Below are 21,132 nucleotides of genomic sequence, written 5' to 3'. Positions count from 1 at the left end.
GTGGGAATGCGATGAGCGTCGCGACCGGGGCGGGGAAGACGGCCAGGACGGCCAAGGGTTGGGAGGGCGTCGTCCTCAAACTCATGCGGGCGAAGGACTTCACGTTCACGGTGACGGGGGCGGAACAGGTCACCGAGCACTTCCGGCGCGTGCACCTGTCCGACGGCGGACTGCTCGCGGCGGCGGCAGCGGCGGAGTCCCTGCACCCGACGATGTGGGTCCGGCTCTGGTTCGCGGCCGCCGACGGCAAACCGCACCAGCGGGCCTACACGCTGGTCGACCCGGACCCGGAGGCCGGCACCTTCGCGCTGGAATTCGCCCTGCACGACGGGGTCGCGAGCGACTGGGCGCGGCGCGCGGCGCCGGGCGACACCATCGAGGCGACCGTCCAGGGCACGGGTTTCACGGCCCCGGACCCGGCGCCCGAGCGCCTCCTGGTGATCGGCGACCCTGCCTCGCTCCCCGCGATCAACTCCCTGCTGGACGCCTTCCCGGACACCCCGGCCACGGTCTGGTTCGAGACCCAGCACGCGGCGGACGCGGACCTGCCCCTACGAGTGCACGCGGACCGCCACGACGTACGCCGGGTCGAGCGGGGCGCGGGCGGAGGCAAGGCCCTGACCGACCGGGTCCGCACCGAACTCCCGGCCCTCCTGAGGGAAGCCGAGTCGCCCTACGTCTGGCTGGCCTGCGACACGGCCACCACCCGCACCCTGACCACCTGGCTCCGCAAGGACCTCGCAATCCCGAAGGACCGGGTCAACGCCCTGGGCTACTGGCGCCCTTGACCCCCGGCTCCGCCGACTCCGCCGCCGAACGGGGCGGCCGGGGGGCCGGGCGGGGGTCTGGTGGGGTCACGCGCCCGTGGTGCCGTCGACGGCCTCGCGGAGGAGGTCCGCGTGGCCGTTGTGGCGGGCGTACTCGTGGATCATGTGGAGCATGAGCAGACGGAGCGAGGCGTCCTCCTCCCACTTCACGACGTACGTCGTCACGTCGAGGGATTCGGCGGCCGCCTCCACCGCGCGGGAGTGCTCGACCTCCGCCTCCCAGGCCGCGAAGGCCTCGGCGCGGGTCGAGCCGGAGGCGTCGTAGGCGGCCTGGAAGTCGTGCTTGTCCGACCAAAGGTGCGGGACGTCCGCCCCGCCCAGCGTCCGGCGGAACCAGTGCCGCTCGACCTCGGCCATGTGCCGGACCAGCCCCAGCAGGGACAGGGTGGAGGGCGGGGAGGCCTGGAGGCGCAGTTCTTCGTCGGTGAGGCCCTCGCACTTCCAGGCGAGGGTGGCCCGGTGGAAGTCGAGGTACGCGCGGAGCGTCTCGCGCTCGCCCCCGGTGAGGGGCGGCCCGATGCGGTGGGTGGGTTCTGTCGCTGCCATGACTGTGATCTTGCCCCGTCGGGACGGGACGCGGAAGACGCCCGGCCTCCTATCCCTCCCAGATCCAGGGCACCGTGACCCCCAGCACCTCGAAGCCCAGCCGCTCCAGGATCGGCCGGCTGTCCTCCGAGGCGTCCACCTGGAGGTAGCGGATGCCGCGCTCCGCCGCCACGCGGGCGCGGTGGGCGACCAGGAGGCGGTAGATCCCCCGGCCGCGCCACTCCGGGACCGTGCCGCCGCCCCACAGACCGGCGAACGAGGTCCCCGGGCGCATTTCCATCCGGGCCGCACTCACCGGGGTGTCGCCCGCCATCGCGACGACCGCTTCGATCGTGTCGGGCTCTTCCGCCAGCAGGTTCAGCATCAGCTGCCGGATCCGCGGCCGGTCGGTTCCGAAGGCGAGGCGGTGGGCCTCCATCATCAGTTCCACCCCCTCCTCGTCGGCCACCACCCGCAAGGTGATCCCCTCCGGCGGCTCCACCGACAGCTCCGCGAGGGCCGATGCCCGCGCGACCAGCAGGGTCTCCGCCGGCTCGGCGACGAAGCCTGCCGCGCGCAGCCGGTCCCCGAGGTCGGCCGGGCGGTCGTAGTCGTAGAGCTTCCACTCGAACCCCGCGTCGGGGGCCTCGCCCCGGGCGGCGAGCTCCGTGAAGAACGCCACCTGCTCCGCGATCGCCGCGTCCGCCGTCCGCTCGTTCAGGCCTGACCAGAGCACGGTGTTCCCGCCGCCCCCGGGCACGATCTGGCGTACGACGCCGCCCGCGCCGTCCACCCCGTCCGCCCCGCCCACCCGCTCCACCCGCGCGTCGGCGGTGTCCGGCTGGGCGCCGCGGCGCATCTCGGCGTCGAACTCGGCGCGTAGGGCGAGCAGCTCATCAGAATTCATCGTCATCCGACCAGCTCACCAGCCGCCACCCACCCCCACAACTGCATTAACCTCACCCCGGTGAACGCGCACCCCACTCCCTCGATCTACACGGGCAAGGCCACCCCGGACGCCGCAGTGGACCGCGGCTGGCTGCTCGGCCACTTCAAGGAGCCCGGCGATCCCCGCCACAGCGAGGACGTGGAGATCAAGTGGGGCGTCCACCCCAAGGGCGAAGAGCGGGCACAGTGGGTGCGCGGCGAGTCCCGCACGGCACTCCAGGTGCTGGTCAGCGGCCGGTTCCGGCTGGAGTTCCCCGGCCGCAGCGTCGTACTGGCCGAACAGGGGGACTACGTGGTGTGGGGACGCGGCGTCGACCACTCCTGGTACGCGGAGGAGGACTCGGTGGTGCTCACCGTCCGCTGGCCCTCGCTGCCGGGCTACCGCACCGACGACCAGTCCGACGACCGGACGGACGGCCAGTCCGACGGCCAGTCCGACGGCGGGTCCGACGACGAGTCCGACGACCCGGCCAGCGATCAGGCCGACGGCCAATCCCGCCGGACCTCCGCTCCGAAACCCGTGTGACGATGGTCCCGCACCTGTCCGGCGGCCTGTGACGATGCCCACGAAGGCCGCCAACGATCACGCGACGCTGCGATCGTGGAGGTGTAGACCATAAGTTTTGAGACGTTCAGCGTTCAGTGTTCAGGCGTTCTTTGCGGCGGGCCGTCCCCGGTGAAGATCCGAACCACCAGGGAGCTCGTCCGTTGGCAGCAATCGCACGGTGGTGCATGCGGCACCGCCTCGTCGCCGTCCTGCTCTGGATCCTCGCGCTCGGCGGGACCGCGGCGGCCGCGGTCGGCGCCGGAGCGGCGTTCTCCAACGACTACGAGGTCCCCGGTACGGAGTCCAGCAGGGCGCACGCCCTGCTCCGCGAGGGCTTTCCCGGCCAGGGCGGCGACACCGACACCATCGTGTGGCGGGCCCCGGACCATCAGAGCGTGCGTACGCCCGCCGTCGAGGAACGCATGGCGCGGGCGCTCGACTCGATAGCCGCCCTGCCCGGCGTCGGATCGGTCGCCGGCCCCTACGGCGCCGAACCCGGCAGCGCTGCCCGCATCAGCCCCGACGGCCGCACCGCCTACGCCGTGGTCACCTTCGACAAGCAGGCCGACTCGGTTCCCAAGGCCGAGGCGAAAGCCGTGGTCGACGCCGCCAAGAACCCGGTGACCGAGGCCGACGGCCTCCAGGTCGAGCTCGGCGGACGGGCCATCGGCCTCACCGAGGCCCCCGGAGCGCACCTCGCCGAGGTGATCGGCGTGGCCATCGCCGCCCTCGTGCTCTTCCTGGCCTTCGGCTCGGTGGCCGCCAGCCTGCTGCCCATCGCGACCGCCCTGGTCAGCGTGGGCACCGCCTATTTCGGCATCACCCTCCTCGGGCACGCGATGCCGGTCGCCGACTTCGCCCCGATGCTCGGCACCCTCGTAGGACTCGGGGTGGGCATCGACTACGCGCTCTTCATCGTCACCCGCCACCGCAAGGGCCTCCAGCGCGGCCTCCCGGTAGAGGAGGCGGCCGAGAATGCCGTCGCCACCACCGGCCGGGCCGTGGTCTTCGCCGGGGCCACCGTCTGCATCGCGCTGCTCGGCATGCTGGTGCTCCGGCTGAACTTCCTCGACGGCGTCGCGATAGCCGCCTCCCTCACCGTGGTCCTGACGGTCGCGGCCTCGGTGACCCTGCTGCCCGCCCTCCTCTCGTACATCGGCATGCGCGCCCTCTCGCGCCGCGAGCGCCGCAAGCTCGCCGCCGAGGGCCCGCGGGCCGAGCCGGTCACGGGCTTCGCCGCCCGCTGGTCGGCCTTCGTCGAACGCCATCCGAAGCTGCTCGGCCTCGTCGCCGCGGCGGTCATGGTGGTGCTGGCGCTGCCCACGCTCTCCCTCCACCTGGGCACCTCCGACCAGGGCAACAACCCGGCCACGTCCACCACCCGCAAGGCCTACGACCTGCTCGCGGAGGGCTTCGGGCCGGGGATGAACGGTCCGCTGACCGTCGTCGCCCGCCTCGGCGGCGCCGGTGACCGGGTGGCCGTGGAGCGCCTCGCGGACTCGCTCCGTACGACGCCCGGCGTCGCCGCCGCCGGACCCGCCGTCCTCAACCGGAGCGGCGACACCGCCGTCGTCACGGTCGTACCGGACTCCTCGCCGCAGTCCCGGGCCACGAGCGAGCTCGTCGGCACGCTCCGCGCGGACGTCATCCCGCGCGCCGGGCACGGCAACTCCATGCAGGCCCACGTGGGTGGCGTGACCGCCGGCTACGACGACTTCGCCGACGTCATCATCGGCAAGCTGCCGCTCTTCGTGGGAGTGGTCATCGCCCTGGGCTGCGGGCTCCTGCTGCTGGCCTTCCGCTCCATCGGCATCCCGGTCAAGGCCGCCGCGATGAACGTGGCCGCCGTCGCCTCCTCCTTCGGCGTGGTCGTCTCGATCTTCCAGTGGGGCTGGGGCAGCGAACCGATGGGCCTGGGCAGCGCCGGACCGATCGAGCCCTTCCTGCCGGTGATCATGGTCTCGGTGCTCTTCGGGCTGTCCATGGACTACCAGGTCTTCCTCGTCAGCCGGATGTACGAGGAGTGGCTGGAGACCGGGGACAACAAGAGGGCGGTCCGCGTCGGGCTCGCCGAGACCAGCCGGGTGATCAACTCGGCGGCGGTCATCATGATCTCCGTGTTCCTGGCCTTCGTACTCAGCGGAGACCGGCTCATCGCCATGTTCGGCATCGCGCTCGCCGCGGCCGTCGCCCTCGACGCCTTCGTCCTGCGCACCCTGCTGGTCCCCGCCCTGATGCACATGCTCGGCGGCGCGAACTGGTGGCTGCCGGCCTGGCTGGACCGGCTGCTGCCCCGCATCAGCATCGAACCCCCCGAATGCCGGTCGCGTGCGACACTTCCGGCACAGCGGACCGGCGCCGGCGAAGCCACGAGCGAGGACGGCACCGAGCCCGCCACAGCATCCCGGTAACCGCCGCCCGAGACCCAAGGACAAGCCCGCATGTTCTCGATAGACCTCGCCGAAGGCGCCCAGCTGTTCCCGCTGGAGGTCCGGCACGCCGAGGAGTTCCTGGCGCACATGAACCGCGGCCGGGCCTACATCGGCCAGTACGTCGGGCTGCCGGACGTCGTCGCCGACCTCGACGGTGCGCGGTCCTACCTGGGTACCTACGCGCAGAAGGCGGCCACCGACACCGGGCGGCTCTACGGCATCCGCGTCGACGGCGTCCTCGTCGGCGGGGTCCTCTTCCGCACCTTCGACACCGGCAGCGGCACCTGCGAGGCCGGATGCTGGCTGGAGCCCACGGCCGCCGGCCGCGGCCTGGTCACCAAGGCCTGCCGGACCATCATCGACTGGGCGTTCCAGGACCGGGGCATGCACCGCGTCGAGTGGCACGTCGCCCCCGCCAACAAGAAGAGCATCGCGGTCGCCGAGCGACTGGGCATGACCCGTGAAGGCGTCATGCGCGAGAACGACCTCTACCGGGGCCTGCGCCAGGACACCGAGGTGTGGTCGGTCCTCGCCCACGAGTGGTCCCCGGCCAGCCCCGCGTAACCGATCCGAGGCCCGGGCCCGCACCCGCCCCGGGGCACCCCGTGCACCCGGGGCCGGGCGCCGGCGGCCGTTCGGCCGGATTCTCAGAAACCTCTCAGACAAGGCGCCTACGGTGCCCCGCATGGACACCACCAAGACCCCCGCCCCGACCGCTCCCGAGGCGGACTCCCCGGCCGACCTGAAGAAGGCCGACGCCACCGACGAGACGGCCGCCCCCGCCGCCGCCCCCGCCGCCGCGGACACGGACGTCACCACCGACGCGATCCTCGACGAGGGCGCCGAAGGCCTCGACGAGGAGCTGGAGGAGACCGTCGCGGAGTCCAGCGGTGTCGGCGCCGGCGCCTCCGCGATCATCGCCGCCGGTCTCGGCCTGGTCGCCCTCAGCGGCAGCTGGGTCTCCCGCATGCTGGGAGAGCGCGAGACCCTCGTCGGCCAGATCAGCTCGGCCAGCGCCACCACCCCCGAGGCGAAGATCGAGGCGGTGTACGGCAACGCCTGGCACCTGACCGCCCTGGGCAACGGCGTCCTGGCGACGCTGGCGCTGCTCCTCGCCGTCTTCGTCCTGGCCCGCCCCGCCTTCGGCGCCCCCGGCCGTACGCTCCCCGCCTGGGTCCGCGCCGTGTCCTGGGCCGCCGTGGTCATCGCCGCCATCGGCGTGATCGTCTTCGGTGTCATGTACTTCTACCCCCTCCCGACGGTCCCCTCGGCCTAAGCCGTCCGGTGCCGCCCCGCTGCCCGCCTAGGCACTGCCTTAGTCCGCCTCAGGGACGCAAGACCCCGGCCTAAGGCCCCCCGGCCCGCACAGATGCGGCATGCTCCCGATGTGCCGGTACCCCCTGGGAAGCGAATCTTGGATCACACCGAACGAGGTGCCCGAGAAACGCAACCAGGGAGTACGAGATGTTCGAGTACGAGATCGCCACCGCCCGCCGCGAAGCCCTCATCCGCGAGGCCGACGCGTACCGGCTGGCCCAGGAGGCCAAGAAGGCGGCGAAGGCCGAGAAGGCCCGCGGGGTCTTCTCACGAAGCCAGAACCCCGAACGGCCGGTGAGAGGGAACCGGGCTCGCTTCACCCGCGCCGCGTAAGCCGGGCGGGGGACCGCGTGGAGCGACACGTGATGAGAAGCGCACCGATATCCAGTGCCGATGAGCAGGGCCTCTGTGCGATGCTCGGCGGCGTGGAGACCAGATCTGTCAGCCCGGTGTTCGTCGGCCGAGCCGACGAACTGTCCATACTCACCGACGCCCTGACGCGCGCCGCCGGCCAGGAGCCGCAGGCACTGCTCATAGGCGGCGAGGCAGGGGTCGGCAAGACCCGCCTCACCGAGGAGTTCCTCTGCGAGGCCGACCGCCGCGGCGCGGTCGTCGCGGTCGGAGGCTGTGTGGAGATCGGGGCGGAGGGACTTCCCTTCGCCCCGTTTTCGACGGCGCTGCGCATCCTGCACCGCCTGCTCCCGGGCGAACTGGCCGCCGCGGCCGCCGGCCAGGAGGACGAACTCGCCCGCATCCTCCCCGAACTCGGCGAGACCCCGCGCGGCCCGCACGACGAGGAAAGCACCGCCCGGCTCTTCGAACTGACGGCCCGGATGCTGGAGCGGCTGGCCGCGGACCGCACCGTCGTCCTCGTTCTGGAAGACCTGCACTGGGCGGACACCTCCACCCGGCACCTGCTCTCGTACCTCTTCCGCGCGTTGGGCCGCGGACGGCTCGTCCTGGTCGCCACCTACCGCGCCGACGACGTCCACCGCCGCCACCCGCTGCGCCCGCTCCTCGCCGAACTGGACCGGCTGCGCACCGTTCAGCGCATCGAGCTGCCCCGCTTCAACCGGGCCGAGGTGCGCCGCCAGCTCGCCGGCATCCTGGCCTCCCAGCCCGACGAGGACTTCGTCGAATCGGTCTTCGATCGGTCCGACGGCAACGCCTTCTTCGTCGAGGAACTCGTCGCCTCCCGCTCCAGCGGCTGTCTCACCGGCCTCACCGAATCCCTGCGCGACCTCCTCCTCGTGCGCGTCGAAGTCCTCCCGGACGCCGCGCAGCGAGTCGTGCGCATCGTCGCCGAGGGCGGCTCCACGGTGGAGTACGACCTGCTGCGCGCCGTCACCCGGCTCACCGAGGACGAGCTGATCGAGGCCCTGCGGTCGGCGGTCGGCGCCAACATCCTGCTCGCCACCCCCGACGGGGACGGCTACCGCTTCCGCCACTCCCTTGTCCGCGAGGCCGTCTCCGACGATCTGCTGCCCGGCGAGCGCGCCCGGGTCAACCGCCGCTACGCCGAGGAGCTGGAGGCCGACGACTCGCTGATCCGCGCCGAGGAGCAGCGGGTCATCCGGCTCGCCAATTACTGGTACTACGCCAACGACACGGTCAAGGCGCTGCCCGCCGTGCTCGCCGCGTCGGTGGCCGCCCGTGGCCGGCACGCCTACTCCGAGCAACTGCGGCTGTTGGAACGGGCCATGGAGCTGTGGGAAGGCGTACCGGAGGAGGTCCGCGCCGAACTGCGCCCGGCGGACTACACCGAGGTGTACCCGCCCTGCGGCTGCGATCCCGCCGGCACCCCGCTGCAACGGCTCGACCTGCTGGCCGAGGCCACCGTCGCGGCCCGCTTCGGAGGCGACCGCGAACGGGCCCTGAAGATCACCAAGACCGCCCTGCGCTCCCTGGAGGACGGCCACGACCCGCTGCGCGCCGCCTGGTTCTGGACCGAGCGCTCCCGGCTGATCGCCGGCCTCGCCCGGGGCGACGGCTGGGAGGAGCTCGCCAAGGCGCAGGAGCTCGTCCGGGGGCTGCCCCCGTCCCAGGTGCACGCCGACGTCCTGGTCCGGGCCGCGACCTGGGGCATGCTCCACAACCCCGGCCCCGACAACCTCGACGCCGCCGAACGCGCCGTGGAGTACGCGCGGATGGTCGGCGCCGAGGAGACCGCGCTCGACGCCCGGATCACCATCGGCAGCCTGCTCACCGACGCCGGGGAACCCGAACGAGGCCTCGCCGAGCTGCACGCGGTCAAGGACCGGGCCGCCGAGCTCGGGCTCGGCGCACTCGCGGGACGTGCACATATCAACCTCACCTCTCAGTTGGAAAGCATGGGCCGGTCCCGCGACGCCGTGGAACTGGCCGAACAGGGTGTCGCTCTGGTCAAGAAGTCCCAGCTGCTGGACTCCGAGGCCTGGGTCCGCGGCAACCTGGCGGAGAGCCTGTACAGCCTCGGCCGCTGGAAGGAGGCCGAGGCGGAGGCCCGGCAGACGCTGACCCTCGTCAGCACCTCCACCCCGCGCGGCTCCGCCGCCGCACGGCTGGCCTACCTGGCCCTGGCCCGCGGCGAGTTCGCCGAGGCCGCCTCCCAGCTCGCCGTGGCCCGCAACTGCTTCGGCGTCCACGACGCCCAGCCCCAGCACCGGATCCCGCTCTTCCGCCTCGCGGTCGGAGTGGCCGCGGGGGAGGGGCGGATAGCCGACGTCCGCGCCGAAGTGGCCGCGGCCATCGAGCAGGGCTTCCCGCTCGGCCACCACCGCTACGCCTGGCCGCTGCTGCTCGCCGCGGCCTCGGCCGAGGCCGACTCCCGCGGCCTCCCGGCCGCCGCGGCGGGCCGCGAAGCGGCGCTGGCGAAGCTGCGCGACGCCGCACGGGCCCTGTCCACCCCGGTCCCGGTGTGGATCGCCCACTCGGAGTACGTCCGCGCCGAGCTGCTGCGCGTCGAGGACCGGGACACCGTCGCCGACTGGACGGGCGTGGAGGAGGCCATACGCCCCCTGGAACGCCCGTACCTGCTGGCCAGGGCCCGCCACCGGCTCGTGGAGGCCCTGCTCGGCTCCGGAGGCGGCCGCGAGGCCGCTGCCCGGCCGCTCCACGAGGCCTACGCGACCGCCGAGCAGCTCGGAGCCCGCCGGCTCCGCGAGGACCTGGCCCTGCTCGCGCAGCGGGCCCGGCTCCCGCTCACCGCCGCGGTCACCCCCAAGAGCCGGACCGTCCCGGACACCGACCCGGCCGAGGCGCTGGGCCTGACCAGCCGCGAGCGGGACGTGCTGCGCCTGGTCGCGGTGGGCCACACCAACCGCCAGATCGCCGAGGAGCTCTTCATCTCCCCGAAGACGGCCAGCGTGCACGTATCGAACATCCTGGCGAAGCTCGGTGTCGCGGGCCGCGGCGAGGCGGCCGCCCTGGCCCACCGGCTACGGCTCTTCGGCCCGGCCGCCCCGGGGCAGGCCCCGAAGAAGCAGGGGCAGGAGGCCCAGGCGGTGCGCTAGTGCCGGGGCGCTAGCCCGCCGGGTGCTCCTGCGGGCGTATGAGCACCCGGCCGGAGTCCAGGTCTATCGGGCCCTTTCCCGGATCGTTGTCGTTCACATCGGTCCGGGAAAGCTCCAGCCGCTTCTTCTCGTCGTGCGTGTGCTTGCGTCCCGGGCTGAAGAGCTCCTCCAGCATGTTGAACATCGCGCCCACCGTGCCTTTCGGCCCCCCGTCGGGGCCCGCCGGTCATCGCACCGTCAGTGTCAGGATCCTGTCGTCGCCGGATTCCGGCGACCCGCGCCCGTCCGTCTCGCTCGTCACCAGCAGCAATCTGTCCCCGCCGAGGGCCACCACGGTCCGCAGCCGGCCGTACTGCCCCTCCAGGAAGGACTCGGGCTCCGCCGCCAGGTCCGTCCCGGCCAGCGGGATCCGCCAGAGCCGCTCCCCCTTCAGCCCGGCCATCCAGATCGAGCCCTGTGCCCAGGCGATCCCGCTCGGCGAGGCCTCGTCGGTCTTCCACACCGCCACCGGATCCCGCAGCCCCGGCTTGCCGGCCTTCCCCTCCGCCTCCGGCCAGCCGTAGTTCGCGCCGGGCTCGATCAGGTTCAGCTCGTCCCAGGTGTTCTGGCCGAACTCGGCCGCCCACAGCCGTTTGTCCGCGTCCCAGGCGAGGCCCTGCACATTGCGGTGCCCGTAGGAGTACACGACCGAGTCGGCCTCCGGATTCCCGTGCACCGGCTGCCCGTCCGGGGTCATCCGCAGGATCTTGCCGCCCAGCGACTTCTTGTCCTGGGCGAGCCCGGTCTCACCGGTCTCGCCCGTCCCGGCATAGAGCATCTTGTCCGGGCCGAAGGCGATCCGGCCGCCGTTGTGGATCAGGCCCTTGGGGATGCCGCGGAGCACCGTGTCGGGCGCGCCCAGCTGATCGCCGGGCGTTCTCTTGTCGTCGTAACGCAGCCGCGCGATGCGGTTGTCGGACTCGGTCGTGAAGTACGCGTAGACCATGCGGTCCGAGGCGAAGGAAGGGGACAGGGCCAGGCCCAGCAGCCCCCCTTCGCCGCCCGGTGCCACCCCGGGCACCTTGCCGACCGGGGTCAGCGCGCCCGTGGCCACATCGACCCGGCTGATCGTGCCCTTGTCCCGCGAGGCGACCAGCAGATTCCCGTCCGGCAGCGGAGCCACGCCCCACGGGGACTCCAGGTCCTTGGCGACCACGCCGGTCACCGTCACCCCGCCCTTGGCGGGCGGGCCCGAGGTCGACGGGGACGCGGAGGCCCCGCCCGGAGCACCCGGCGCCGATGTACCGGACTCCGGACCCGGTGGCGAGGTGCCCGGCCGGGCCCCGGCGCCGCCCGGCGGGGAGCATCCCGCCGCCAGCAGCGCCCCGCATCCGGCCAGGGCGAACGCCGCCAGCACTCCGCGGACCCGGGCGCGCGGGGCGACGTACGACATCGGTACCCGGGTCTGCTCCCGTCGCCTTCCCGCCGCGGCCGACGGGCGCTGTCCCTGCCTCTGCCCGTGTCCCTGCCCCTGCCCGTGTCCCTGTCCCTGTCCCTGATTCCGTTCGGTTCGCATCGTCCTGCACCCCTCCGGTCCGTCGATCACGCCTTCACATGACTCAACCGCCGCGGTCATACCCGAAGTTCCGGCGCTCGTACACTCGATCGAGTGGTTGTGGAGCCGGCCCGCGCCGAGCTCCGAGCACGCCCCGCGCTCAGTCCCAGGCCCCCACCGGCTCCGGCAGCTCCGACAGCTCCGCCAGGTCGGCGGCGGTCAGCCGGACCTCCGCCGCCCGCGCGTTCTCCGCCGCCCACCGCGCCTGCCCGGCCCCCGGAACCGGCACCACCTGCGGCCCCTGCGCCAGCACCCACGCCAGCGCCGCCTGCGCCACCGTCACCTCCGGCCCGTGCCGCCGCGCTACCCGTCGCAGCCCCGCGACCAGCACCTGGTTCGCCGCCATCGCGTACGCAGTGAACCGCGGATGCCTCGCCCGCACGTCCTGCGGCTCGAACCCCTCGCCCGGGGTCAGCGTCCCCGTCAGGAACCCGCTCCCCAGCGGCATCGCCGCCAGGAACCCCACCCCGCGCGCCGCGCACCACGGCAGCAACTGCCAGGCCGCCTGCGGGGACCACACCGACAGCTCCGCCTGCACCGCGCTCACCGGGAACACCTGCTGCGCCCGCTCCAGATGGCGCAAGGTCGCCTCGTACGCCCGGTCCCCGCGCCGTCCCGCGCCCGGCCCGGTTCCGGCGCCCAGCGCGCAGAAGCCGAGGGACCGCACCTTCCCCGCGCCCACCAGATCGGCCATCGCGCCCCACGTCTCCTCGACCGGCACGTCCGGGTCCACCCGGTGCAGCTGGTAGAGGTCTATGACGTCGGTGCGCAGCCGCCGCAGCGAGGCGTCGCAGGCCCGGCGCAGGTACCCCGGCCGCCCGTCGGCCACCACGTGCTGCCCGTCCGCCCGCAGCCCCGCCTTGGCGGACACGAAGGCGTCCGCCCGGCGCTCCGCCAGCACCCGCCCCAGCAGCAGCTCATTGGTGTACGGGCCGTACAGATCGGCGGTGTCCAGGAGGTTCGCACCCAGGTCCAGAGCCGTGTGCACGGTGTCCAGCGAGTCCTCGCGCCGCCTGCGCGAAGGCGCGTACGCCCCGCTCATCGGCATGCAGCCGAGCCCGACGGCGCCCACCCTCAGCGCCCCCGCCCCGATCGACCTGCGCTCCACCCGTGCGTCCCCCCTGGTCCTGCCGGTCCGGCGAACAAACTAACGGCTCGGTCCGGATCCCCTGACATAGCCTCGTGATCATGACTACAGAGACTCCGGACGTCTGGCTCCCGTTCCCCGCCGAGGAGATCGAGGGCCTGCCCGATTCCTTCCGATACCGCCACTGGGACGGCGAGGAGGCCTTCCCGGCCGATCCGGCCGCCTGTGTCTTCTACGTCACCCCGTACATGAAGTCCCCGGCCGTCACCGTGCGCCCGCTGGCCGCGATGCCCGGCCTGCGGGTCGTCCAGACCCTGACCGCCGGCATCGACCACGTCCTCGGCGGCCTCGGAGACCTGCGCCCCGGCGTACGGCTGTGCAACGCCAAGGGCGTCCACGAGGCGAGCACCGCCGAACTGGCGCTCACCCTCACCCTGGCCTCCCTGCGCGGGATCCCCGGAATGGTGCGCGGTCAGGACCGTGAGGAGTGGCGTTCCGGGTTCTACGAGGCCCTCGCGGACAAGTCCGTACTGATCATCGGCTACGGGGCGATCGGCGCGGCCATCGAGGACCGGCTCGCGCCCTTCGAGTGCGAGCGGATCACGCGGGTCGCGCGGACGGCGCGCACCACGGCGCGCGGGCCGGTGCACGCCCTCGCCGATCTGCCCCAACTCCTGCCCGGGGCCGATGTGGTGATTCTCTCCACACCGCTCACCGAGGGGACGCGGGGACTCGCGAACGCCGGGTTCCTCGGCCTCATGAAGGACGGGGCGCTGCTGGTGAACGTGGCGCGCGGTCCCGTCGTCGACACCGGGGCCCTGGTCCTGGAGCTGGAGTCGGGCCGGCTGCGCGCCGCGCTGGACGTCACCGATCCGGAACCACTGCCTTCAGGCCATCCGCTCTGGCATGCTCCGGGTGTCCTGATCACACCCCATGTGGGCGGCAGCAGCTCGGCGTTCGAGCCCCGGGCGAAGCGCCTGCTGGCCCGGCAGCTCCGCCGGTTCGCCGCCGGAGAGCCCGTGGAGAACACGGTGTTGATCACGGAGTGACGCGTGGTGCGCACGCTCCGCAGTCGGACGGATGCGCTCAGTGGACACAACTCCCCGGGTGGTGACGGAGAGTAGAGAAGCTATGTCCCTGAGTGACGAAAGTGGTGTATCGTCCGGAAGAAGGGGCTGCGCCACGAACGTCTGGCGCTGGGGAGTGATCGGACACTTTGGGGGGCGACGGGCGATGCACGGCCAATGGACGAAGGATCCGATGCGGCGAAGCCGCCGGAGGCGACGGTGCCGGGACTGGGCCGCACCGAAACCAGCCAGCGAGGGGGAGCGGTGAGCGCCCCGGGGGTCGCGCTCCTGACCCGCCAGCCCCTCGCCGGCGGTGCCAAGAACCTGGCGATGCAGCTCCTCCTCGCCGTGGTCTGCAGCGGGTACGCCGTCGGCGCCGCGCTCGGCTGGGGCTCCGAGGAACTCGCCGAGATCATGGGCGACTTCGGGCTCAGCGCCGGAGGCCTGCTGGCCGCGGTCTCCTGCTTCACCTACGCGCGGGCCATCGACAGCCGGGAACGCCCCGCGTGGCTGCTGTTCGCGTTCTCCTCGCTCATGGGCGGCTGCGGCAACGCCGTCTGGGGCTGGTACGAGGTGATCCTCGGCGAGAGCGTGCCGAAGCCCTCCATCGCGGACTTCGCCTTCCTCTGCTTCGCGCCGCCCGCCATCGTGGGCCTGCTCGTCCTCGCCAAACGCCCGGTCACCAGAGCGGGCTGGGTCTGCCTCGCGCTCGACTCCTGGCTCATCGGCGGCTCCCTGCTCACCCTGTCCTGGAGCCTGGCCCTCGCGCACGCGGCGCGCACCGCGCAGTCGGGCGCCCCCGGGAGCGTCCCGCGCGCGGCCCTCTCACTGGCCTACCCGCTCCTGGACATCGCGCTCGTCTCGATGGTCCTCGTCCTGCACTTCCGCCGCTCCGAGGCCAACCGCTCCGCCGTGAACACCGCCATCGCGGCCCTCGCGCTGACCGTGCTCAGCGACGCGCTGTTCACCTCGCCCCTGCTCAGCGCCGGGTACCAGTCCGGCCAGCTCCTCGACGCCGGGTGGTTCGCGGGCTCGCTGCTCCTCGCGTACGCGCCGTGGGGCGCCCGCCGCACGGGCCCGGCCCCCGGGCTCGCGCCCGCCGCCCCCGGGCGCGCCGAGCGGCCGCACAGCCGTCCCATCACCGGCTCCCTGCCCGCCCTGACCCCGTACCTCGCGGCGGCCGTCTGCACCCTCGGGATCCTCTACAACGTCGTGGACGGCCGGAAGGTCGACCGGGTCGTCGTCTTCACCGGCTGCACGGTGGTGCTCGCGCTGGTCGTCCGGCAGGGCATCATGCTCCTCGACAACATCGCGCTGACCCAGGAACTGGCCCAGAAGGAGAACCACTTCCGCTCCCTGGTCCAGGGCTCCAGCGACGTCATCATGATCGCCGCGCCCACCGGGACCCTGCGCTACGTCAGCCCGGCCGCCGCCGGGGTCTACGGCCGCGAGGCGGAGGAGCTGGTCGGCACCGAGCTGGCCACCCTGATCCACCCCGAGGACCTCGGCCGTGTGGTCCACGAGGTACGCCGCTTCCTGGCGGCGCCGCCCTCCGAGGAGCCGACCACCCGCATCGAGTGCCGCTTCAAGTCCGGCGGCGGCGAATGGCTCAACGTGGAGTCCACGGTCAACCGCCACCAGGGCGGGCTCATCCTCAACAGCCGCGACGTCACCGAGCGGGTCCGGCTCCAGGCGCAGCTCCAGCACAGCGCCGAACACGACCCGCTCACCGACCTCCCCAACCGGGCCCTGTTCACCCGCCGGGTCCGCCAGGCGCTGACCGGCCGGCGGGCCGGGGACCACAGCACCGCCGTGCTCTTCATCGACCTCGACGGATTCAAGGCCGTCAACGACACCATCGGCCACCAGGCGGGCGACGAGCTGCTCATCGAGGCCGCCTGCAGGCTCCAGGAATCGGTCCGGGCCGGGGACACCGCGGCCCGCCTCGGCGGCGACGAGTTCGCCGCGCTGATCCTGGGCGACGGCAGCCGCGACCGCAGCGCCCGCGAGTACCAGGTCCACGAGATCGCCGACCGGCTGCGCACCACGCTCTCCCAGCCGTACCGGATCGCCGGCAGCGAGGTGCGGGTCGCCGCCAGCATCGGCGTGGCCTTCGCGGACCCCGGCATCACCCCTTCGGACCTCATGCGCAACGCGGATCTCGCGATGTACCGGGCCAAGGCGGGCGGCAAGGACCGCGTGGAGATGTACGCGCCGCAGATGCAGGCCGAGGTGGTGCGCAAGGCCGAGCTGGCGGGGCGGCTGCGCACCGCGCTGCACGACGGTGAGTTCGCCCTGCTGCACCAGCCCGTGGTCTCCCTGGCCACCGGCGAGATCTCCGCGGTGGCCGCGCAGGCCCGGTGGCGCTCGGCCCAGGGGATCCTGTTCACGCCCGCCGAGTTCCTGCGGGTCGCCGAGTACAGCGAGGGCGGCGGGCACGGCCACGGCGGGCAGGGCCAGGGGCAGGGGCACACCGCCGTGCCGGACGCCTCGCGCACCGCCGAGCTGGGGCGCTGGCTGCTGGAGGAGGCCGTGGGCCAGGCCGCCGAGCGGCACCGGGCCGGGCACGACGTGCCCGTGGCCGTACGGATGACCGCGCAGCGGCTGCTGGACCGGTCTATGCCGCTGGGTTCCGTGGAGGCCCTGCTGACCCGGCACGGGCTGCCTTCGGGGGCGCTCGTCCTGGAGCTCGCCGTCTCCGACCCCAGGGTGCCCTTCGACGACCTGGAGCGGCGGCTGGCGGCCCTGCGCAGGCTCGGGGTGCTGATCGCCCTGGACGGCTTCGGCAGCGGTTACGCGGCCATCAGTGCCCTCCGGCGGCTCCCGGTGGACATGCTCAAGCTGGACCGCGGCCTGGTCGAAGGGGTCGTGGAGTCCCCCCGCCTGCACAAGATCACCGCAGGTTTGTTGCGGATCGCAAATGACCTCGGCATGCAGTCGGCGGCCGAAGGGGTGGACCTGCCCGAGCAGGTCCTGGCCCTGCGCGCGATGGGCTGCACCCATGGCCAGGGGATGGCCTTCTCGGGACCCCTGGACGAATACAGGCTGCGCCGCGCGCTCGTGAGGGGTACGTTCCCAGTACCGGGTGGTGCGGCCCAACCTGCACTGGCCGGTGGTTCGCCCGGGGGATCCATGGTCATCCGTAGAGGCTCACATAATGAGACGCCCGTCCCACCCGCTTGACATCACCCTCCCGCCGGAGGGAGGGTCAATGCCATGCGCACCCGAATTCTCGTACTTGGAAAGCGCGTCGGCTGAAGCTGGGACCAGCATGTCCCCGCTCAACGCACCCGACGCGCTCCCCTCGCTTGCCTCCCGGCACGAGGGGTTTTTTGTTGCACTGGCAACGTCGAATCTCGTAAAACCCTCCTCGTAAAACCCTCAGCTTCGAGAAGAGAATGCCGATGACCGAGCAGGCCACCGGGGCCCACCATCCGCAGCCGCGGGCCCGTAACGGCGGACACCAGTCCGCAGCAGTTGAGCACGTCACGGGTGCGCAGTCCCTCATCCGCTCTCTCGAAGAGGTGGGGTGCGACACCGTCTTCGGCATCCCGGGCGGCGCCATCCTCCCCGCGTACGACCCGATGATGGACTCCAAGAAGGTCCGTCACATCCTGGTCCGCCACGAGCAGGGGGCCGGCCACGCCGCCACCGGCTACGCGCAGGCCACCGGCAAGGTCGGCGTCTGCATGGCCACCTCCGGCCCGGGTGCCACCAACCTGGTCACCCCGATCGCCGACGCGCACATGGACTCCGTCCCGCTCGTCGCGATCACCGGCCAGGTCTCCTCCAAGGCGATCGGCACCGACGCCTTCCAGGAGGCGGACATCGTCGGCATCACGATGCCGATCACCAAGCACAACTTCCTGGTCACCAAGGCCGAGGACATCCCGCGGACGATCGCCGAGGCCTTCCACATCGCCTCGACCGGCCGCCCCGGCCCGGTCCTGGTCGACATCGCCAAGGACGCCCTCCAGGCGAAGACCACCTTCTCGTGGCCGCCGGCCCAGGACCTCCCGGGCTACCGGCCGGTCACCAAGCCGCACGCCAAGCAGATCCGCGAGGCCGCCAAGCTCATCTGCCAGGCCAAGCGCCCGGTCCTGTACGTCGGCGGCGGCGTCATGAAGTCCGGCGCGACCGCCGAGCTGAAGGTCCTCGCCGAGCTGACCGGTGTCCCGGTCACCACCACCCTGATGGCGCTGGGCTCCTTCCCCGACAGCCACCCGCTGCACGTCGGCATGCCCGGCATGCACGGTGCGGTCACCGCCGTCACCGCGCTGCAGAAGTCGGACCTGCTGATCGCGCTGGGCACCCGCTTCGACGACCGCGTCACCGGCAAGCTGGACAGCTTCGCCCCGTTCGCCAAGATCATCCACGCGGACATCGACCCGGCCGAGATCGGCAAGAACCGCGCCGTGGACGTCCCGATCGTCGGTGACGCCCGCGAGGTCATCGCCGACCTGATCCAGGCGGTCCAGGCCGAGCACACCGAGGGTCACGCCGGCGACTACACCGCCTGGTGGAAGGACCTCAGCCGCTGGCGCGACACGTACCCGCTGGGCTACGAGAAGCCCTCCGAGGACATGCTGTCGCCGCAGCAGGTCATCGAGCGGATCGGCCAGCTGGCCCCCGCGCACACCATCTACGCGGCCGGCGTCGGCCAGCACCAGATGTGGGCCTCGCACTTCGTCAACTACGAAGAGCCCCGCACCTGGCTGAACTCCGGCGGCGCCGGAACCATGGGCTACGCGGTCCCGGCCGCGATGGGCGCCAAGGTCGGCATGCCGGACCGCACGGTCTGGGCGATCGACGGTGACGGCTGCTTCCAGATGACCAATCAGGAACTGGTCACCTGCGCGCTGAACAACATCCCGATCAAGGTCGCGATCATCAACAACGGTGCCCTGGGCATGGTCCGCCAGTGGCAGACCCTGTTCTACAACCAGCGGTACTCCAACACCGTGCTGCACGCGGACGAGACCGGCCAGGACACCGCGGTCGGCTCCCAGCTCGGCGAGTCCAGCGCCCCCCGCAAGGGCACCCGCGTCCCGGACTTCGTCAAGCTGGCGGAGGCCATGGGCTGCGTGGCGCTGCGTTGCGAGGACCCGGCCGACCTGGACCGGGTCATCGAAGAGGCCAACGCGATCAACGACCGTACGGTGGTCGTCGACTTCATCGTCCACGAGGACGCCATGGTGTGGCCGATGGTCGCCGCCGGCACCTCGAACGACGAGGTCATGGCCGCGCGGGGCGTCCGTCCCGACTTCGGCGACAACGAAGACGACTGAGCCGAGAGAGCCGAGAGAGAGAAAGACTCACATGTCCAAGCACACGCTCTCCGTCCTGGTCGAGAACACGCCCGGCATCCTCGCCCGGATCGCCGCGCTGTTCTCCCGCCGCGGGTTCAACATCGACTCCCTCGCGGTCGGTGTCACCGAGCACCCCGACATCTCGCGCATCACCATCGTCGTGAACGTCGAGGACCTCCCGCTGGAGCAGGTGACCAAGCAGCTCAACAAGCTGGTCAACGTGCTCAAGATCGTCGAGCTGGAGCAGCACAGCGCCATCGAGCGCGAACTCGTTCTGGTGAAGGTCCGCGCCGACAACGAAACGCGCTCGCAGATCGTCGAGATCGTCCAGCTGTTCCGCGCCAAGACCGTCGACGTCTCCCCGGAGGCCGTCACCATCGAGGCCACCGGCGGTACCGACAAGCTGGGCGCGATGCTCAAGATGCTGGAGCCCTTCGGCATCAAGGAGCTCGTCCAGTCCGGCACGATCGCCATAGGGCGCGGCGGCCGGTCCATCACGGACCGCAGCCTGCGCTCGCTCGACCGCAGCGCCTGAGCCGGGCGGGGGGGGGGGGGGGCGCCGCCGCGCGCGCGGGGGCGGCCGCCGGCCGGGGGGGGCCCCCCGGCCGGGCACGGAGACCCCCTGCCCCCACGCCCGCGCCCCCGCGCGCCCCGCCCCCGCCCGCGCCCCCCCCCGCCGCGCCCGGCGCCGCCCGGGACTGGCGCACCCGGTCACCGTTCACCTGGTCACCGTTCACCCGGTCACCGGTCGCCCGGGACCTGCCCGTTCGCTCGGATAGCGAGACCGGCAAACACGTATTCCGTTCCCCGCCGTACGGTGGGAGCAACACCAGCGCACCAAGGAGAGTTCCCAGTGGCCGAGCTGTTCTACGAGAACGACGCCGACCTGTCCATCATCCAGAACCGCAAGGTCGCGGTCATCGGTTACGGCAGCCAGGGCCACGCCCACGCGCTGTCGCTCCGCGACTCGGGCGTCGACGTCGTCGTCGGTCTGCACGAGGGCTCCAAGTCCAAGGCCAAGGCCGAGGAGCAGGGTCTCAAGGTCCTCCCCGTCGCCGAGGCGGCCGCCTGGGCGAACGTCATCATGATCCTGACCCCGGACCCGCTCCAGGCCGAGATCTACGCCGAGTCCATCGAGCCGCACCTCCAGGAGGGCGACGCGCTCTTCTTCGGCCACGGCTTCAACGTCCGCTACGGCTTCATCGCGCCGCCGGCCAACGTGGACGTCGCCCTCGTCGCCCCGAAGGGCCCGGGCCACCTGGTCCGCCGTCAGTACGAGGAAGGCCGCGGCGTGCCCTGCATCGCCGCCGTCGAGCAGGACTTCACCGGTTCCGCCTTCGCCCTCGCGCTCTCGTACGCGGCCGGCATCGGCGGCACCCGCGCCGGCGTCATCAAGACCACCTTCACCGAGGAGACCGAGACCGACCTGTTCGGTGAGCAGGCCGTCCTGTGCGGTGGCGCCTCCGCTCTGGTCAAGGCCGGTTTCGAGACCCTGACCGAGGCCGGCTACCAGCCGGAGATCGCGTACTTCGAGTGCCTGCACGAGCTGAAGCTCATCGTGGACCTCATGTACGAGGGCGGCCTGGAGAAGATGCGCTGGTCGGTCTCCGAGACCGCCGAGTGGGGCGACTACATCACCGGTCCCCGCATCATCACGGACGCCACCAAGGCCGAGATGAAGAAGGTCCTCGCGGAGATCCAGAACGGCGAGTTCGCCAACACCTGGATGGCCGAGTACAAGGCCGGTCTGCCGAAGTACAACGAGTACAAGAAGGCCGACGAGGCCCACCTGCTGGAGACCACCGGCAAGAAGCTGCGCAAGCTGATGAGCTGGGTCGACAACGACGAGAGCTGATCTCGCGCGTGGCGGGGGGGGGGGCGGGGGGGCCCGCCCCCCCCCCCCCCCCCACCCCCCACCCGGATTGGGGCCGCCGGCGGGCCCCGCTGGAGAACCCGCCGATCAGCGCGCGGGGTTGACGACAGAAAGT

16 protein-coding genes and 1 pseudogene are annotated in these 21,132 nt (G+C 72.2%); 12 read left to right on the top strand and 5 right to left on the bottom strand.

Annotated elements, in window-relative coordinates; translation table 11 throughout:
• Positions 1-11: 11 nt before the first annotated feature.
• The gene (locus ACFXDJ_RS12145) at positions 12-788 is read left to right on the top strand and encodes a siderophore-interacting protein (protein WP_384653805.1); all 777 of its coding nucleotides are present in this window, start codon (positions 12-14) and stop codon (positions 786-788) included.
• Between the two features lie 66 nt (positions 789-854).
• On the opposite strand, the gene ACFXDJ_RS12140 is transcribed toward ACFXDJ_RS12145, so the two are convergent.
• Both ACFXDJ_RS12140 and ACFXDJ_RS12135 read right to left on the bottom strand, forming a co-directional pair.
• A complete protein-coding gene (locus ACFXDJ_RS12140; protein WP_384653807.1) occupies positions 855-1,373 on the bottom strand; it encodes a DinB family protein in 519 nt (172 codons plus the stop codon).
• Positions 1,374-1,422: 49 nt separating this feature from the next.
• Entirely contained in the window at positions 1,423-2,259 is an 837-nt protein-coding gene (locus tag ACFXDJ_RS12135; protein ID WP_384653831.1) for a GNAT family N-acetyltransferase, read from the bottom strand.
• A 60-nt stretch (positions 2,260-2,319) separates the two neighbouring features.
• On the opposite strand from ACFXDJ_RS12135, the pseudogene ACFXDJ_RS12130 reads away from it, so the two are divergent.
• The 6 genes and pseudogenes from ACFXDJ_RS12130 to ACFXDJ_RS12105 all read left to right on the top strand — a co-directional run.
• Positions 2,320-2,700, top strand: a pseudogene (locus tag ACFXDJ_RS12130) (signal peptidase I); the annotation flags it as partial.
• A 308-nt stretch (positions 2,701-3,008) separates the two neighbouring features.
• Positions 3,009-5,258 (top strand): MMPL family transporter, encoded by a 2,250-nt coding sequence (locus ACFXDJ_RS12125; RefSeq protein WP_384653809.1) that lies wholly within the window; start codon positions 3,009-3,011, stop codon positions 5,256-5,258.
• A gap of 30 nt (positions 5,259-5,288) precedes the next feature.
• A complete protein-coding gene (locus tag ACFXDJ_RS12120) occupies positions 5,289-5,843 on the top strand; it encodes a GNAT family N-acetyltransferase (protein ID WP_384653811.1) in 555 nt (184 codons plus the stop codon).
• Positions 5,844-5,964: 121 nt separating this feature from the next.
• Positions 5,965-6,555 (top strand): hypothetical protein, encoded by a 591-nt coding sequence (locus ACFXDJ_RS12115; protein WP_384653813.1) that lies wholly within the window; start codon positions 5,965-5,967, stop codon positions 6,553-6,555.
• Between the two features lie 188 nt (positions 6,556-6,743).
• Positions 6,744-6,929, top strand: a complete 186-nt coding sequence (locus ACFXDJ_RS12110; protein WP_384653815.1) for a hypothetical protein — start codon at positions 6,744-6,746, stop codon at positions 6,927-6,929.
• Positions 6,930-7,009: 80 nt separating this feature from the next.
• Complete coding sequence (locus tag ACFXDJ_RS12105; RefSeq protein WP_384653833.1) at positions 7,010-10,087, top strand: AAA family ATPase; 3,078 nt, start codon at positions 7,010-7,012, stop codon at positions 10,085-10,087.
• Between the two features lie 10 nt (positions 10,088-10,097).
• Here ACFXDJ_RS12105 and ACFXDJ_RS12100 read toward each other — a convergent pair whose 3' ends face one another.
• The 3 genes from ACFXDJ_RS12100 to ACFXDJ_RS12090 all read right to left on the bottom strand — a co-directional run bounded on the left by ACFXDJ_RS12100 (position 10,098) and on the right by ACFXDJ_RS12090 (position 12,789).
• Complete coding sequence (locus ACFXDJ_RS12100) at positions 10,098-10,271, bottom strand: DUF6191 domain-containing protein (RefSeq protein WP_384653817.1); 174 nt, start codon at positions 10,269-10,271, stop codon at positions 10,098-10,100.
• 42 nt (positions 10,272-10,313) lie between these two features.
• On the bottom strand, positions 10,314-11,519 hold the full coding sequence (locus ACFXDJ_RS12095) for a PQQ-dependent sugar dehydrogenase (protein ID WP_384653819.1): 1,206 nt from the start codon (positions 11,517-11,519) through the stop codon (positions 10,314-10,316).
• Positions 11,520-11,781: 262 nt separating this feature from the next.
• Positions 11,782-12,789, bottom strand: coding sequence for an aldo/keto reductase (locus tag ACFXDJ_RS12090; protein ID WP_384653821.1), 1,008 nt, complete (start codon positions 12,787-12,789; stop codon positions 11,782-11,784).
• Between the two features lie 80 nt (positions 12,790-12,869).
• Here ACFXDJ_RS12090 and ACFXDJ_RS12085 point away from each other — a divergent pair, with 80 nt between their 5' ends.
• The 5 genes from ACFXDJ_RS12085 to ilvC all read left to right on the top strand — a co-directional run bounded on the left by ACFXDJ_RS12085 (position 12,870) and on the right by ilvC (position 20,999).
• Positions 12,870-13,817 carry a 2-hydroxyacid dehydrogenase gene (locus ACFXDJ_RS12085; RefSeq protein WP_384653823.1) on the top strand — a complete coding sequence of 316 codons (948 nt, stop codon included), beginning with the start codon at positions 12,870-12,872 and terminating at the stop codon, positions 13,815-13,817.
• A 282-nt stretch (positions 13,818-14,099) separates the two neighbouring features.
• Positions 14,100-17,018 carry a putative bifunctional diguanylate cyclase/phosphodiesterase gene (locus tag ACFXDJ_RS12080; RefSeq protein WP_384653835.1) on the top strand — a complete coding sequence of 973 codons (2,919 nt, stop codon included), beginning with the start codon at positions 14,100-14,102 and terminating at the stop codon, positions 17,016-17,018.
• A 215-nt stretch (positions 17,019-17,233) separates the two neighbouring features.
• Complete coding sequence (locus tag ACFXDJ_RS12075; RefSeq protein ID WP_384653825.1) at positions 17,234-19,123, top strand: acetolactate synthase large subunit; 1,890 nt, start codon at positions 17,234-17,236, stop codon at positions 19,121-19,123.
• A 31-nt stretch (positions 19,124-19,154) separates the two neighbouring features.
• The gene (gene ilvN / locus ACFXDJ_RS12070) at positions 19,155-19,679 is read left to right on the top strand and encodes an acetolactate synthase small subunit (protein WP_384848945.1); all 525 of its coding nucleotides are present in this window, start codon (positions 19,155-19,157) and stop codon (positions 19,677-19,679) included.
• Between the two features lie 318 nt (positions 19,680-19,997).
• A complete protein-coding gene (gene ilvC / locus ACFXDJ_RS12065) occupies positions 19,998-20,999 on the top strand; it encodes a ketol-acid reductoisomerase (RefSeq protein ID WP_384660099.1) in 1,002 nt (333 codons plus the stop codon).
• The last annotated feature ends 133 nt before the right edge of the window (positions 21,000-21,132 follow it).

Origin of the sequence: Streptomyces sp. NPDC059443 (assembly GCF_042750105.1) — a bacterium.
Classification (GTDB): domain Bacteria; phylum Actinomycetota; class Actinomycetes; order Streptomycetales; family Streptomycetaceae; genus Streptomyces.
Note: the sequence above shows the minus strand (reverse complement) of the source record. Positions and strands in the feature narration are given on the sequence as shown.

Excerpts from the sequence above, each read along its gene's own strand:
- ACFXDJ_RS12100 (WP_384653817.1), bottom strand. The coding sequence starts at position 10,271 with ATGTTCAACATGCTGGAGGAGCTCTTCAGCCCGGGACGCAAGCACACG.
- ACFXDJ_RS12115 (WP_384653813.1), top strand. The coding sequence starts at position 5,965 with ATGGACACCACCAAGACCCCCGCCCCGACCGCTCCCGAGGCGGACTCC.
- ACFXDJ_RS12145 (WP_384653805.1), top strand. The coding sequence starts at position 12 with ATGAGCGTCGCGACCGGGGCGGGGAAGACGGCCAGGACGGCCAAGGGT.
- ACFXDJ_RS12120 (WP_384653811.1), top strand. The coding sequence starts at position 5,289 with ATGTTCTCGATAGACCTCGCCGAAGGCGCCCAGCTGTTCCCGCTGGAG.
- ACFXDJ_RS12095 (WP_384653819.1), bottom strand. The coding sequence starts at position 11,519 with ATGTCGTACGTCGCCCCGCGCGCCCGGGTCCGCGGAGTGCTGGCGGCG.
- ilvN (WP_384848945.1), top strand. The coding sequence starts at position 19,155 with ATGTCCAAGCACACGCTCTCCGTCCTGGTCGAGAACACGCCCGGCATC.
- ACFXDJ_RS12075 (WP_384653825.1), top strand. The coding sequence starts at position 17,234 with ATGCCGATGACCGAGCAGGCCACCGGGGCCCACCATCCGCAGCCGCGG.
- ACFXDJ_RS12140 (WP_384653807.1), bottom strand. The coding sequence starts at position 1,373 with ATGGCAGCGACAGAACCCACCCACCGCATCGGGCCGCCCCTCACCGGG.
- ACFXDJ_RS12135 (WP_384653831.1), bottom strand. The coding sequence starts at position 2,259 with ATGAATTCTGATGAGCTGCTCGCCCTACGCGCCGAGTTCGACGCCGAG.
- ACFXDJ_RS12110 (WP_384653815.1), top strand. The coding sequence starts at position 6,744 with ATGTTCGAGTACGAGATCGCCACCGCCCGCCGCGAAGCCCTCATCCGC.
- ACFXDJ_RS12105 (WP_384653833.1), top strand. The coding sequence starts at position 7,010 with ATGCTCGGCGGCGTGGAGACCAGATCTGTCAGCCCGGTGTTCGTCGGC.
- ACFXDJ_RS12085 (WP_384653823.1), top strand. The coding sequence starts at position 12,870 with ATGACTACAGAGACTCCGGACGTCTGGCTCCCGTTCCCCGCCGAGGAG.